The 14,099-nt window shown below is 48.4% G+C and carries 13 protein-coding genes; 5 read left to right on the top strand and 8 right to left on the bottom strand.

All coding sequences use genetic code 11. The features are described from left to right. Nucleotides 1-40: 40 nt before the first annotated feature. Nucleotides 41-1,198 (bottom strand): acyltransferase, encoded by a 1,158-nt coding sequence (locus NSS79_RS21595; RefSeq protein ID WP_342436091.1) that lies wholly within the window; start codon nucleotides 1,196-1,198, stop codon nucleotides 41-43. Nucleotides 1,199-1,358: 160 nt separating this feature from the next. Between NSS79_RS21595 and NSS79_RS21590 the strand changes: the two genes are divergently transcribed. From NSS79_RS21590 to NSS79_RS21575, 4 genes are all read left to right on the top strand, one after another. Next, nucleotides 1,359-2,138: a hypothetical protein gene (locus NSS79_RS21590; RefSeq protein ID WP_342436090.1), complete on the top strand. Its 780-nt coding sequence runs from the start codon at nucleotides 1,359-1,361 to the stop codon at nucleotides 2,136-2,138. 35 nt (nucleotides 2,139-2,173) lie between these two features. Further along, nucleotides 2,174-2,599, top strand: coding sequence for a GNAT family N-acetyltransferase (locus NSS79_RS21585; RefSeq protein ID WP_342436089.1), 426 nt, complete (start codon nucleotides 2,174-2,176; stop codon nucleotides 2,597-2,599). A 22-nt stretch (nucleotides 2,600-2,621) separates the two neighbouring features. Next, a complete protein-coding gene (locus NSS79_RS21580; protein ID WP_342436088.1) occupies nucleotides 2,622-3,179 on the top strand; it encodes an HAD-IIIA family hydrolase in 558 nt (185 codons plus the stop codon). 92 nt (nucleotides 3,180-3,271) lie between these two features. Further along, the gene (locus NSS79_RS21575; protein ID WP_342436087.1) at nucleotides 3,272-4,147 is read left to right on the top strand and encodes an AraC family transcriptional regulator; all 876 of its coding nucleotides are present in this window, start codon (nucleotides 3,272-3,274) and stop codon (nucleotides 4,145-4,147) included. A gap of 142 nt (nucleotides 4,148-4,289) precedes the next feature. Here NSS79_RS21575 and NSS79_RS21570 read toward each other — a convergent pair whose 3' ends face one another. Both NSS79_RS21570 and NSS79_RS21565 read right to left on the bottom strand, forming a co-directional pair. After that, a complete protein-coding gene (locus NSS79_RS21570) occupies nucleotides 4,290-5,489 on the bottom strand; it encodes an MFS transporter (RefSeq protein ID WP_342436086.1) in 1,200 nt (399 codons plus the stop codon). A 127-nt stretch (nucleotides 5,490-5,616) separates the two neighbouring features. Beyond that, a complete protein-coding gene (locus NSS79_RS21565) occupies nucleotides 5,617-6,792 on the bottom strand; it encodes a serine hydrolase domain-containing protein (protein ID WP_342436085.1) in 1,176 nt (391 codons plus the stop codon). Nucleotides 6,793-6,963: 171 nt separating this feature from the next. Here NSS79_RS21565 and NSS79_RS21560 point away from each other — a divergent pair, with 171 nt between their 5' ends. Continuing rightward, the gene (locus NSS79_RS21560; protein ID WP_341094246.1) at nucleotides 6,964-7,422 is read left to right on the top strand and encodes an Lrp/AsnC family transcriptional regulator; all 459 of its coding nucleotides are present in this window, start codon (nucleotides 6,964-6,966) and stop codon (nucleotides 7,420-7,422) included. A gap of 162 nt (nucleotides 7,423-7,584) precedes the next feature. On the opposite strand, the gene NSS79_RS21555 is transcribed toward NSS79_RS21560, so the two are convergent. From NSS79_RS21555 to NSS79_RS21535, 5 genes are all read right to left on the bottom strand, one after another. Beyond that, the gene (locus NSS79_RS21555; RefSeq protein WP_342436084.1) at nucleotides 7,585-9,414 is read right to left on the bottom strand and encodes an ABC transporter ATP-binding protein; all 1,830 of its coding nucleotides are present in this window, start codon (nucleotides 9,412-9,414) and stop codon (nucleotides 7,585-7,587) included. Then, complete coding sequence (locus tag NSS79_RS21550; RefSeq protein WP_342436083.1) at nucleotides 9,411-11,249, bottom strand: ABC transporter ATP-binding protein; 1,839 nt, start codon at nucleotides 11,247-11,249, stop codon at nucleotides 9,411-9,413. The genes NSS79_RS21555 and NSS79_RS21550 overlap by 4 nt, the downstream gene beginning before the upstream one ends. Nucleotides 11,250-11,300: 51 nt before the next feature. Then, a complete protein-coding gene (locus NSS79_RS21545) occupies nucleotides 11,301-12,413 on the bottom strand; it encodes a hypothetical protein (protein ID WP_342436082.1) in 1,113 nt (370 codons plus the stop codon). A gap of 185 nt (nucleotides 12,414-12,598) precedes the next feature. Further along, nucleotides 12,599-13,372: an AraC family transcriptional regulator gene (locus NSS79_RS21540; RefSeq protein ID WP_342436081.1), complete on the bottom strand. Its 774-nt coding sequence runs from the start codon at nucleotides 13,370-13,372 to the stop codon at nucleotides 12,599-12,601. A gap of 20 nt (nucleotides 13,373-13,392) precedes the next feature. Further along, the gene (locus NSS79_RS21535) at nucleotides 13,393-13,974 is read right to left on the bottom strand and encodes a LysE family transporter (protein WP_342436080.1); all 582 of its coding nucleotides are present in this window, start codon (nucleotides 13,972-13,974) and stop codon (nucleotides 13,393-13,395) included. Nucleotides 13,975-14,099: the final 125 nt, after the last annotated feature.

Raw genomic sequence — 14,099 nt, 5'->3', positions numbered from 1 at the left:
AGTGAATCAATCACTTTGCACCTTTTAGAATAGGCTAACCTTATTGTGATGGGGGAAGTGCGTATTGCTGCTGAATGGCGGTATCCCTGCTGCGTGTAAGTGTTTTACCCCATTTAATAGACGGGATTTCTATAAAATGATATGACAATGCAGCGATGGAAATACTGACCGCGGCTGTTAGCAAGAGGATGAAGCCAATAGGGATGATTCCGTACAATAATTTAATGGAAGCTACCAGGATGATGAAATGATATAAATACAGGCTGTACGAGATCCGCCCCAGATAGCTGACGACTTTATTTCTCAGGATTGTTGAGAATCTCCCGCTGGATAAGGCAATGATTATTAATGAGCCGCATCCGAGCATGTTGATATAGGAAACCAAGCCTGTGATTAAGGGGTTGCTCCCTGGTGCATGCAGCGAATACAACGCATAGGCAAAGGTGAAAAGAATGATTTTCGGGAGAGAGCCGGTTCTTTTATAATGTTTGATGAAAAAAGCTCTGTGTTTCGCCAGCAATGCGCCGACCACAAACAGCAGCATATAGCCAACCGTATCTCCGTATCCGCCTAAATAAAACCCGATGATACCGGCCAATAGGTAAGCTGTGACGTTTTTTTGCCATGAGTATCTGATCACTCCATACATCATCAAGGGGAACAGAATGGATATGCGCATTTCATGAACCAGCGACCATATTACATTGTTAAATGCATTTACATTAAAGCTGCCGATCAGGAAAAGATGCCCCAAGAGTAATTTGGCTGAGATTGGTGTAGTCCAGCTCATGGAATTATACCACTCACTCAGTTCAGGAATGGAGCCCCTTTGGATTACTATGCTGAGAAGCACCGCTAAACATATGGTAACATAGAAAGGGATGCAGATTCTGAGGAATCTCTTGAGCAAGTAGGGCAAGTACCGGATTGTACCGCCTTTAAGAAAGGGTAAAGCCAGAACAAATCCGCTCAGTACGAAGAATAGTTTGACCGCTTCCGGACCGCCGATAAACAGAGCCCTTGTAAACGGCAAATATTTGAGCACGAAGAGAGTCAGGTTATCCTGCGGCGAACTGGGCGAGTAAATCATGGGGAAGACAATCATCAGGTGTGTAATAAGCACCAGAACAGAAGCGATGCCTCTGAGCGAATCTAATTCAACAAAATGACCATTAGTTTTGACTTTATGGTTATTCATCAGCATCCCTCCTTTATTTATCTGTATTTTAGCACAAATGGAGAACTTTTATATATATAATTATTCATAATGAATAATAAATCAGGATATGAAAAAGTTTTGGTAAATGCTGTAACATTGAAGTGCGCAAGCCCGTCAGTAGTAACAGAGGTGAATTAAAATGATGAAATGGATAAAAAGTGGCGGGCCGATTTCAATGCTCCTTATATTGCTGCTGCTCACAGCGGGTTGCGGGACGACGAATAAGGCAAATGTGGAGCCAATAGCCGGGACTGCTGCACCTGAAACAGTGCCGGAGCAGACGTCAGAACCCTGCTATGCCGAGATTGAATGGGTGGATTTCTTGATGATCAATGATATCAGGTATTCTCATAATTATGATGCAACCAAGCCGGTACCTGCGGATCAACTGGGAGATAAGGTAGGGGAAGTGTCTTTTAAGGTGAGTGATAATGCCTGTACCGATCATGTCGTCAAAAACGGGGATGCCGCATTCCTTCCTGTGGGTACAGTGATTTATGCGCTGGAAGGCTACAGATCCGATTTTCGGGTGGTAGCGGATAACAAAATTTATGAAGTAGAAGAGAATTCAAAGGCAGTCACTATCGGAGACCTGCTGGATATTGCAGGGAAAGTGGACAAAGTTAGTCTGGACGGTGGTATGGATAGCAGTCAGATTGGTGATTTCACTAAAGAGGCCTCCGAAGAATTTATTCGTGAACTGCTGCCTCTGAAGAATGTTGGTTTTGATGCAGTCTATAAGCAAACTAAACACGAGTCCGGCGTATTTCTTCGGGTGCATCTGCAAGACGGCACCTCTTTCCGGATGGTATATTATCCTAAGGGGAATGCCTTCGCGGCAGGCGCGTTCGGAACAGACTGTTTACAGGAGTTAATCATAACCCAAAGGCAGCAAATTAAGGCGGCTGCGGGAATGTAAACTTCATTATATTTTTGCTGAGGGTGTGAATATAAATGCTTCCATTAGTCAGGCTGGTTACAATAAAAGATGCGGATGTTTTGTCCAGGCTAAATTATGAGTTTAATGGCGGGGATAAGCGTCCGGAGGCGGAAATTATCGAAAGTTTGAACACGGGGAACGAGTTAGTTGCCGTTGCGGAATTATGGGACGAAGTCGTCGGCTTTGCCTGTGCCCAGAGTTCACAATCCTTCTGCTACGCAGCAAGTCATGGTGAAATTACGGAAATGTATGTTCAGGAATCAGCCCGGAGGAAAGGCGTGGCGGCAGCACTGCTTGCCTTTCTGGAAGCTCAGCTCCGCTTGCGCGGTGTGGGCACTGTGAAGATTTTGACAGGAAGAACGAATGATCCGGCGATTGCCACGTACGCAAGTTGCGGTTATGTTAAGTATGATGAAGCTGTTTTAGAAAAAAGATTATAGTATGAAGGGGGAACGAACAAACATGAGAGAACCTAAACTGCAGGCTGTATTTATTGATCGGGATGGAACCTTGGGCGGAAGTGACGAAGTGCAGTATCCGGGGGCTTTCGAATTGTTTCCGTTTACACCCGGAGCTTTAAACACGCTGAAATCCATAGGGCTTAAACTGTATGGTTTTACGAATCAACCCGGAATCTCGAGAGGGGAGGCAACGGAGGAAGCTTTTAGAATAGAAATGCTGGAGTTTGGATTTGACGGTGTATACATTTGTCCGCATCAGCATAATGAAGGCTGTCATTGCCGTAAGCCTAATCCTGGAATGCTGATTAGAGCAGCGCAAGAAAACAATCTGGATCTAAGCAAATGTGCAGTGATTGGAGACCGTTGGACGGATATGGTGGCGGCAGACCGTGCCGGATGTATGAAAGTGTTAGTCATGACTGGTGCAGGAAACGCGGCATTAAATGAGTATAGAAATAAATGGCTGGATACCGTGCCGGGTTATATTGCCGGAGACTTTGCTGATGCAGTTACTTACATAGAGCAGTACGTGCGTGGTGTGGAAGAACCAATGATCTAAATCTCTAAGGACCCGTCATTAACAGTGCACGAACTGTCGGGTGACTGTGCTCCATTATTGCTATTCTGGATGTGAGGAGAGGAGGAGCGAAGATGAACCTGCTGGAGAACATGAATCATGCATTGGCTTATCTCGAAGAACATCTGACTGGGGAGATTGATTACCGGGAAGCGGCAAAACGCGCATTGTGCTCAGAATATCATTTCAAGCGGATGTTCTCTTTTCTCGCCGGCCTCCCGCTTTCGGAATATGTACGGCGTAGACGGCTGACACTCGCGGCCTTCGATCTGCAGAGCAGCCAGCTCAAAATTATCGACATTGCGCTGAATTATGGATACAGTTCACCGGACGCCTTCACCAAGGCATTCCAGCAGTTTCACGGTGTTCTGCCCTCAGAAGCAAGAACCGCAGGACCTTCACTGAAGTCCTTTCCTCGAATGACTTTTCAGCTCATTATCAGAGGAGGAAATGAAATGAATTACCGGATTGAGGAGAAGGAAGCATTCCATATCGTCGGGATCAAGAAGAGAGTCCCTATTATTTTTGAGGGGGTGAATCCGGAGATTTCCGCAATGTGGCAAAGCCTGGATCTGCCAACCCTCTCCAAGCTCAAAGAGCTTTCGAATGTCGCACCCCTGGGATTGATAAGCGCATCCACAAACTTTTCCGAGGGGCGGATGGAAGAAAAGGGGGAACTGGATCATTATATCGGAGTGGCTACCACGCTGGGATGTCCCGAGACCTTCACGCTGCTGGAGGTTCCGGCCATGTCTTGGGCGGTATTCGAGTCCATCGGACCTTTTCCGGCTACCCTGCAAAATATTTGGGGACGGATCTATTCCGAGTGGTTCCCTTCTTCCAACTATGAGCAGACCGAAGGGCCGGAAATCTTATGGAATGAGAGCAAAGATGTAACGTCCCCGACTTACAAAAGCGAAATTTGGATTCCGGTTGCGAAAAGGGTGTAGAAGCGGTACAACTTAAGGGAGCAAACTTGTTCAAGGAAAATTAGGAGAAAACAAATACACCGTCAGATTGCTGACGGTGTATTTGTTTGTTCTGGCTCAACCGGCAATACGGGTGACCGGTTCTCTCACATGTACACTCCCCTCAAAGCCGCTTCACCGGAAATCCGTATTCCTTCGCTCGCCAAGCGGTGAACAGTGCAAGCAGCAATAGAATAAACAATGCCCAGGGGAATGAGGCGACACCCAGCGTTTCGATTAGAATCCCGCCCAGCACACCACCGCTGCCGATAGCCAGATTCCATGCCGTCACCAGCATGGACTGGGCTACATCGGCACTCTCCCCAGCAGCTTCGGCAATTGCTGTCTGCAGCATTGTTGCAGCACCTCCGAACGTTAATCCCCATGCAGCAACCACAGGATAGATTACGACGGGATGGTTGCTAATGCCAAGTGCAACGGCGGCCAAAGTAAATGCTGCGAGGCTGATCAGAACCAATGGACGCAATTTACGGTCGATCAGAATACCGGTAATCGCAATGCCTGCCAGTGAAGTAATACCGAAAATAAGCAGCACCAGGTCAATACGCCGGGTAAGTCCGGCCTGCGCAAGAAATGGCGCAATATAGGTATAAAGGATGTTATGGGCCAGTACCCAAGCTAGAACAACGGCCAGGACCGGCCGTACTCCGGGAATAACAAAGACCTTATAAAGCGGCAGCTGCTTATCGGCACTTGTGCCCGGGTAGTCCGGCAGCTTCCAAAGCACCCAGAAGACCAGCAGCAGCGCGAGCAGTGACATGATTCCAAACACAGCACGCCAGCCGACAAAGGCGCCAAGAAATGTTCCGGCAGGGACACCGATGGCCAGGGCCAGAGGCGTGCCGACCATCGCCACCGCCATGGCCCGCCCCTTAAGCGATTCCGGCACCATGCGGCGGGCATAACCTGCGATCATTCCCCACAGGACACCGGCAGATATGCCGGCAAAAAAACGGGCAGCCAGCGTCAATATATAATTAGAAGAAAAGGCAGTGATGGTGTTGAATATGAGAAACCCAATAATGCATAGCAGCAGAAGGGGCCTCCGCCGCCATCCGCGTGTTGCGGCGGTTAAGGGAATGGCGGCCAACAATGAACCGAGGGCGTATAAAGTGACAAGCTGACCGGCTAGAGCTTCAGAGACACCAAGCCCATCACCAATTTGCAGCAGCAAGCCGGCTGGAACCGTTTCGGTGAGAATACAGATAAACCCTGTCATCGCGAGGGCGAGCAAGCCAGCCCATGGGAGCCGCTCAGAAGTGCCGGAGTCATTCTGTGCGGAAGAAGTTGTTTTTTGGCTCATTTGAGTAGCACCTCTTTGCATTTTTTTATTTTATGTTTAGATTTTACGGCCAGCCGAGTCTCGACTCCTTCATTCACAGAGAGCCTTGACCGGTACGTACCGGCCAAGGCTCCCCTGTACTCATTCTTTATGATCTGATGCTGGCATAAATCGCTTCACAAAGGTCAACCGTAAACTGGCCGGACATGCCTTCCAGTAAGGTATTGGTAAATGCCACAACGCTTAGCCGCTGCTTAGGATCGACGAACCATGAATGGCCATAAGTGCCGCCCATCCGCCATGTTCCCGGTGATTCAGGAGTGTTTGCGGCGGCAGGGTCTTTCAGCATTGTAATGCCAAGACCGAATCCCCGTCCTGGCCAAAAGGGCATAGGCAGGTCACCGATCTGATTGGTAGTCATTTCGTGAACCAGAGATTCCGGCAGCAAAGGGGCTCCGCCCTGGCGCAATGTTTCCAGCAGGTGCAAAAAGTCCCCGGCACTGCCAACCATACCAGCTCCACCTGAGGGATAGGCGGCGGCATCAAGTGCCCGGCCTGGAGCAAGCAGGAAGCCTGCTGTACCGTCCACAAAGGCAATCTTGTCGGGATCAAGTAATGGCCGCGGCTCCGGGTAGTCGTTGGCATAGGGGGTGGCCAGCCGTTCTGGATCAGCTGCAATGAACCCGGTGTCACTCATGCCGAGCGGTTTGGTTACCAGTGAATCTATGGCTTCGCTAAGTGTTGTTTCTGTGACCTTGGCTATGACTGCACCCAGCACATCCGTTGCTATGGAATATCTCCACTCTGTGCCTGGCGTGTAGAGAAGCGGCACAGAGGCGAGGCGGCGCATATTCTCTTCCAGTGTGATTCCGGACTGATCCATGCCGTCCGAAATCCCTGCCCGCTGATAGGAACTATTCTCTTCCTGGAAGAACCGGTAAGACAGACCGGCTGTATGCGTCATTAGATGGCGGACCGTCAATTGCGCAAGTTCGCCGTTCTGCAAGCGTGGGCGGAACTCCGGAAGCCAACGGTCAACACGGTCGTCCAACTGCAGGCGCCCTTGTGCAACCAGTATTAAGGCAGCCGTGGAAACAATAGGTTTGGTGACCGAGGCGAGCCGGAATAAAGCATCTTCTCTCATAAGCCGGTTCAGACCGCGGTCAGCATAACCGGCAGCGCGGCTGTAAACCATTGTCCCGTTTATTGCTACTTTAATGACGGCACCGACCAACCTCTTGTCGGCAAGCGTCCGATCCATCACTTCATCGATGTGGCCCGACAAACATTGCGGATCAATTGGGCTTGAATATAATGTACACATGGGCTTCATCCTCTCGGAATAGTTAAAGTCTTGGACACTTTACTATTGTAGGCTTATTATATAAAATAAGTTACCTTGGTTACATAACGTAACAAAGGTAACTCGGCTGTAAAACGATTAAATTATATTTGTTTTATCCAATTGACCTGAATTTTAAAGGAGCTGACTATAATGGATCATGTAGATAAGCAAATCCTGTTCCACCTGCAGAGCCAAGCGAGAATTTCTATGACAGAACTGGGGAAAAACGTCGGCTTATCACAGCCTGCAGTTACAGAGAGGGTTAAACGCATGGAAGAGAAGGGGATCATCAGTGAATATCGCACCATCATATCCCCTGAAAAGATTGGCAAGCAGGCTGCCGCCTATATATTGTTTCATTCTAGAGATTGTAACGCATTCCTTGATTTCTGCCGGGCGGCTCCCGATGTCGTCGAATGTTACCGGATAAGCGGGGAGCACAACTATTTATTGAAAGTGATTAGCGATTCTACGCGAGCGCTTGAAGAGTTCGGGAATCAATGTGATAAATACGGGACCTACACGATTCTAATCGTGATGTCATCCCCTATCGATCATAAATTCCTCATCCCTTCACTGGGAGAAACACCAATAAATATGCTGAGTTAATCAGCCCCCGCCTGATGTTCATGAACACAAATGCCCACTTGGATATTTAGCCGTGGGCATTATGTACAGTCTATCAGGCGGAGCTGATCCGTTTTATCCAGAAAGGGAGCTTTTCAACCCCGATCGGGATGTTTTGAAAATATTAAGATTTAGAATATATTGCTAAGCAGGCAGTATAGCTGCATGTGTTTCTTCAAATAGGGAGGCTTCTGCCTCTGCTGATTTAAATTGGAGGTTATATAACTGTGCATAAAGCCCGTTTTGAGTGAGCAAAACATCATGTGTACCTTCCTCGGCAATAACCCCCTGATCCAGTACAACAATTCTGGATGCGTTCCGTACGGTTGAAAGCCTGTGCGCAATTACCAGTGTTGTCCTGTTGTTCATCAAGTGATCCAACGCTTCCTGAACCAACCGCTCAGATTCGTTATCCAGAGCAGAAGTGGCTTCGTCCAGCAGAAGCAGCGGTGCATCACGAAGAAAGGCCCGGGCTATAGCGATTCGCTGCCGTTGTCCGCCGGAAAGACTCGAGCCGTGTTCACCGATGACCGTATCGTATCCGCCCGGAAGCTTCGCGATAAACTCCGCTGCGCCCGCAAGCCGGGCGGCTTCGTGAATTTCTTGTTCACTGGCTGAATTAGAGCTGAAGGCTATATTGTCTCTAATCGTACCAGAGAACAAATAAGGGGATTGTGGTACATAAGTAACCTGTGCCCGGGCTTCTTCCAGCTGCTCCTGAACCGGTCTTCCATAAACCGAGATGTTGCCTGCATCGGGTTCATACAATCCACAGCATAAGCGGGCAAGCGTTGTTTTGCCGGAACCGCTTGGGCCTACAACAGCGACCGTTTCTCCATGTTGAATTTGCAGGTTGAATCCTTCAAACAGCGGCGGTTCCGTTTCTAGTCGGCCGGAATAACTATAGCTGACCTCTTGTAGGCATAATGCAGCCGACTTCTCCGAAGCAGGGGGAGGAGGGGGTGAAGCCGGGGAAGAATGTGGTGCTCCTTCCTCATCTGCATCCAGTACAGCGAATACGCGGTCAGCTGCTCCTAACGCTTCTTGAACACCACCCCAGGTCTGGGACATGTGGACAAAAGGCCACTGTACCCGTCCCATCAGAATGATGAAGGCGAGTACTTCACCGGCTGTTGTTTCGCCTCTTACGGCAGAGACTGCGATCAGCGCAGCGCAGGCCACCATTACGATATTGTTGATAAAGGCAGAGGACTGCCAGAGCAGCGTGTTCAGCAGTGCTCTTTGGCGCTGCAGCCGGTTCAACTGCTCACGTCCGGCTGCATACCGGTTCAAGAGATTGTCCTCCAGTGAAAAGGCCCGGACCACTTTCATTCCTTGCAGCGTTTCCTGCAGAATACCCCGCAGCTCTGCTTCCTTCTGATGGATCTCCGTGAACAGTTTGCGGAGTCTGCGGTCAAAGAAGCGTCCGGAAAGAAACACAACCGGTCCCGAACCGAGCGCCAGCAGCGCGATCCAGACATCCATTTTCGCCAGGTACAGAAAAGAAACGAGGCATAAAAGCAGATTATAGCCCAAATCATATACGATGCCGTTAATCATGCCAATGGCCGCACCTGCATCCCGGTTATTGCGCGAGACCAAATCTCCTGAATGCATGGACTGGACTTCACGGAACGGAAGCCGGTGGGTCTTGTCGAACAGCTTGGCGCGAATCGCCCAAGCCATTTGGCTCTCTGTAATAAAGCGGAAGTAATGCTGCAGCATAAGGCAGATAATAATAATAAAACAGACGATGGCGCAAATAACGGTAATGCGGGTAAGGGAATGCATATTTGAGCTGTTGATGGTATCAATAAACACCTGCTGGATGGCTGCAAAGCCGATGTCCAAGACCAGCCTTGCCGAGAGTAGTAATACAGCCGCCATTAACCCGACACGGTAGGGGGTTGAGAAGGTCATCAACCTGCGCAGTACATATCCAAGCTTGAGTTTTGCGGACGCTTTTGCATTCATTCCAGACCCTCCCTGACCTCAAGCAAATCGTGATTCTGCTTCATCGAAGTCTCAACCATTTTGAAGTACTTGCCTTCTAGTGCCATTAACTCCTGATGTGTGCCTGTTTCTGCTACAGATCCTGCTTCCATGAAATAAATCTGATCGGCGTCTCGGATAGTGGATAATCTATGGGCAATAACGACTGTTGTCCGGTCATGCATGAGTTCCCTGAGGGCTTGCTGGATCAGCTCCTCATTGTGGCTGTCCAGTGCGGCAGTAGGTTCATCGAGCAGCAGAAGTTTGGGCTCGCGGACAAACGCCCGGGCAATGGAGAGACGCTGCCGTTCACCGCCCGATAATGTTAACCCCCGTTCCCCAATAGTAGTCTCATATTGTAAGGACGTTCTCATAATAACTTCATGGATGCCGGCTCTTTGGGCTGCTTGGATGACCTCTTCCGTTGTGGCACCGGATTTTCCCCAGGCTATATTCTCATGGAAAGTGCCGGAGAACAGATAAGGCTCCTGGGACACGTAGGCAATCCGCTCACGCCAGTGCCGGAGCGGGATTCTGCTTAAGGGGTGAGGGCCACAGCGGATAACCCCTTCGTCCGGTTCATAGGCTGCGAGCAGCAAATGTAGCAGGGTGCTTTTTCCGCTGCCGCTGGGGCCTGCTAATGCAGTCACCTTGCCGGGTTGTATGGTAAGCTGCACATTGTTTAATACTGGAACGGCATCATAGCGGAAACTTACGTTGTTAAAAGAGATATCGGATCGGCTGATCATTTCCGGATCGGGCTCTTCAGTTATCTCAATCCGGGAATTTAAAGCTGCAGCTTCGTAATTTGCCTCTTCCTCCGGTAAATCCAGCACTTCAAACATCCGTTTGCCTTGCGCTAAAGACATCTGCAATTCCGTCCACAGGTTGGCCAGCTTCGAGACCGGATTTGAAATCTGCTCAAAACAGATCAGAAAGGCCGCCACGGCTCCCACATCCAGACGCCCCCCGATGACCAGATATCCGCCAAAAGAGAGGACGTAGAGCAGTCCCCCAAGGATAACGACCAGTGGCATATTATAGCCAACAGCTTCTAAACGGGTGAGCGGTATATGAATCGTAAAATATTGTTTTACCCGGGCGGCAAATTGTTGGTGCAGCCTGGGGGCAAGAGAGAAGGCACGCACGACTTCGGCACCCTGGACTGTATCCTGAATAAACATTTGCTGCGCGGTTTCGATCTTCTGTCTTTGCTCATGCATGGAGCGCAGCCGGGAAGTGAAGGGAAGCATAACGAGTGGAACCAGGGAGCAAATGATGATTGTTCCCAAGGTTAACGCAAATTGAAGAGATAACAGATATGTGAGAAGGAAAGCAATCTGCAGCAGATTGCTGAACAGGTCAATGGTTTTCTGGTTGATTCCATGCTGGGCCGCAGAGGCGGAATCATTAATCCGGCTGATCAGATCTGCAGAATGATAACGATCCAGCTCTTTCATTTGCACGTTCAGCAGTCTGCCCAGAAGGGAGACCTGAAGCCGGGAGGTCGACTTGACCTCAAGTACACCTGACAAATAGCTTTTTAGAAAGTTGGCTGCGGCATCGACGAACATAATGACAACGGCAAATAGGGTGGCGGAAGTCAGGCCCGGCATATTGTGATTTGTAGCCGAATTAATAATTCGCCGCAAAGCTTCGGCTACACCAACCGTTGTAAGAGAGATGACTGCTGCCAGGGCGCATAATAGAATGTACCAGCCTAAATAAGGCCTGCCAAGTTTAAATAAACGGAAAGTTGTGCTGGAAACAGCAGCGGATTCCTTGTTGCCTGCTGCTGCATGGCTTGATTCACTCACGAGGGACACTCCCCTTATTCTCAAATTTTCCTGTACTCCTGTTAAGCTAATCTAATCTTCATCCAGCATGACTTTTGCGGTTAAGGCCAGCAATTCCCGTAATCTATCTATGCGCAGATGGTAATATAAGCGGTGATCCTCTCTTTTAATTTCCAGAAGGTCCAGAAAGAATAAGAAGTTGGAATGGTAATTCACAGCTGCCGGTGTAATGCCAAGAGCCGCAGCGATTTCCTGCCCGTAATGCGGGCGTTTTTTTAGCAGCAGCAGGAAGTCGAGGCGTCTTTTATCCGAGAATGCTTTTAAGAAAAGTTCTGTCTTCTCCCGGTCAGCAGCAGGTCCGTATACACGGTCGTTGAGTACACCAAATATCACCCATCCGACCCTTCCAGCCTCCGTCCAGAAATTAAGGAAATGATTGCCCACCTGCGAAAAGAAGCTGATATGAAAAGTCGTCGGTACATCATACAACGCAGGCTCATTTTTGTTAATATCCCTAATGAAGCGGACGGGATCGGCCAGGAAAAGCGCTTCGTAATGTAGAGTGGCTTGTTCAGATTCCATTTGTAACCGCTCTTTCCAATAGGTAAAGACATCCTTGTAGAATTGACGGAGCAGCTGCATATACCGCAGTTTCGTTTCTTCCGGGAAAGCAAGACATTCAAGCAGCGGTCCTTGCGCTCCGGCAACCTCAGGCTGGGGTTTCGTTCTTGCCACAAGTTCAGACATCAAATGAACATCCTTCTTGACTTCCTCCCAGTCATTGCCTTCCAGCAGATCCTCCAATTTATCGGAATACACGCCATACACCATTTCGGCTACCACTTGTTCTGCCGGTCTCTGCTCCAGCCGTTCAATCCATGCTTCTGCAGTCTGTGGATCAGGATAAGTGCAGATGGATTCGTAGAAAGCAAAATCGAGTGCCTTGTGGAAAAAGTTATAGTTGAAAAAAAACTGAAGCTCCCGGTAGGAATGAGGTGACAAACGGACCCGTGCGTCCTCAAAGTAGGCTGCTACGAGTGGGTCCATCTCAATCTTTAAATCCTCTGCCATGGAGGTCAGTTCTCCCTCACAAGCGATCATTCCCATGGACACTATCAATTCGATGGACTCATTGTAAGCAAAATTGATATTATTCAGTAACATATCCTTCATCGCAATTTCCATACGGTCCTCCAATTTCAAGTTTTAATAATTTAAATGTTATAGATAGTTGAATAATATTTAATAATTACTTAATGTTAAAATAACCCATAGTCAATATTTTGTAAAGAGTAAATTTATGATGGAGCTCCAAGCCATAAAACGGCAAAAAAAAGATGCCATAGGCATCTGGATGATCCGTAATTGTATTATTGTAATTGTGTCATGTACTCATATGCAGTAATCCCGAACATACTTTTGAAATGCCTGTTCAGATGTGTCAGATCCACAAATCCGTATTCCGCTACGGCCGTATAGATATCTTTGCTGGCCTCAATGGACCGTTTGGCATGTTCCACCTTGCAATTCAGAAAAAACTGATAAGGCGAGATCCCTGTATGGGCCTTAAACTCGCGGATCAGCTGGTATTTGGACATCCCAAACTCTGTACAAAGATCATCCAGTTTGAGCACATTGCCGATGCTGCCGTACATCATTTCCTTCGCCTGTTTCACTAGCCGGTTATTCTTCCGCTGCTCTGCATCCATCGCAGTTTTGGATAACATGCCGATTAAATGGATCAACTGCTCCGTACACAGCGTTTCGTCGTTACCGTCCAGAATGGCCCGGCTGAGGGCGCAGATGTTTCGTGCCAGGCTGACGTCGTAGACGATAGGGGACTGGAAACGCAGCTCTTTCTTCCCCAGGATCTCGGCTACCAGCTCAGGCTTGATATAGAGCATGACATAATCAATGCCTTCCTTATCGTACGACCTGCCGTCATGATATTGCTCGCGGTTAAACAGCATGACGCCATTCCTGTGCGAGGACTGGAAGCTGTCGCTCAAATTATATTGCTGAATGCCGCGCAGGGTTACGCCGACAGCATACTCCTCGTGGCAATGTTTTTTATAGGTGAAATCGGCGAAACTTGCCGCCAGAGCAAGGACATCTGCAGATTTTTTATACGTAAATTGCTCCATACTCTCACCCCCAACACTCTCTAGATGATTCCCGACGCCATAATTGCAGAGTATACCAGAAACAGCGCCATTAGAACATTGACTATTTTTTGATGCTGCTGGAGAAATTTTTTGAAGACTGTACCACAGATGACCCAGGTCATAAACGCCAGAAACCCGATAACCGTAATGATAGCTACAAACTGAAATGAGGCTAAAGAGGAGGAATAGTAAGGCATCACATAGCTGGGAATCACCGTTAAAGTAAATACGATAACCTTTGGATTCACAAACTGCATAAATAGGCCTGACAAAAAATTGGTGCTGTGGGACGGTGTTGCCTCCCCTGTTTTCATCTTGTAGATTTGATAGGCAAGATAGAGCATATAGATACTGCCGATGATCTGCATAATACCCACAATATTGGGGACCACTCCGGCTAGCACATGGTTCAGCACAGCAGAAGCAGCAAGCAGCAGGCCAAAGGCAATCGTGGCTCCGTATACATATTTCATGGTCTTTCTTGCCCCGAAATGCTGCACAGAAGATAAGATCACAATATTGGTGGGCCCGGGTGTGATGGTGATAACAACGCAATAGATGATAAAAGCTGTAATATTCATGAGGACCTCCTAAAGTCTATTCCCATGAATAATACAGGTGATCTTAGCATGCATATAGTATATTATTGCAGAAATCGCCGAACAGGTGAAACAAGCAGGTGGCACCATCCACAGCTGATTTACGT

This window comes from Paenibacillus sp. FSL L8-0436, assembly GCF_038593025.1.
Classification (GTDB): Bacteria; Bacillota; Bacilli; order Paenibacillales; family Paenibacillaceae; genus Paenibacillus_AQ.
This window is presented reverse-complemented; position numbering and strand designations above follow the sequence as displayed.

Coding starts and splice junctions, on each gene's coding strand:
- NSS79_RS21580 (WP_342436088.1), top strand. CDS start 2,622: ATGAGAGAACCTAAACTGCAGGCTGTATTTATTGATCGGGATGGAACC.
- NSS79_RS21545 (WP_342436082.1), bottom strand. CDS start 12,413: ATGGAAATTGCGATGAAGGATATGTTACTGAATAATATCAATTTTGCT.
- NSS79_RS21535 (WP_342436080.1), bottom strand. CDS start 13,974: ATGAATATTACAGCTTTTATCATCTATTGCGTTGTTATCACCATCACA.
- NSS79_RS21585 (WP_342436089.1), top strand. CDS start 2,174: ATGCTTCCATTAGTCAGGCTGGTTACAATAAAAGATGCGGATGTTTTG.
- NSS79_RS21595 (WP_342436091.1), bottom strand. CDS start 1,198: ATGAATAACCATAAAGTCAAAACTAATGGTCATTTTGTTGAATTAGAT.
- NSS79_RS21575 (WP_342436087.1), top strand. CDS start 3,272: ATGAACCTGCTGGAGAACATGAATCATGCATTGGCTTATCTCGAAGAA.
- NSS79_RS21590 (WP_342436090.1), top strand. CDS start 1,359: ATGATGAAATGGATAAAAAGTGGCGGGCCGATTTCAATGCTCCTTATA.
- NSS79_RS21560 (WP_341094246.1), top strand. CDS start 6,964: ATGGATCATGTAGATAAGCAAATCCTGTTCCACCTGCAGAGCCAAGCG.
- NSS79_RS21540 (WP_342436081.1), bottom strand. CDS start 13,372: ATGGAGCAATTTACGTATAAAAAATCTGCAGATGTCCTTGCTCTGGCG.
- NSS79_RS21570 (WP_342436086.1), bottom strand. CDS start 5,489: ATGAGCCAAAAAACAACTTCTTCCGCACAGAATGACTCCGGCACTTCT.
- NSS79_RS21565 (WP_342436085.1), bottom strand. CDS start 6,792: ATGTGTACATTATATTCAAGCCCAATTGATCCGCAATGTTTGTCGGGC.
- NSS79_RS21555 (WP_342436084.1), bottom strand. CDS start 9,414: ATGAATGCAAAAGCGTCCGCAAAACTCAAGCTTGGATATGTACTGCGC.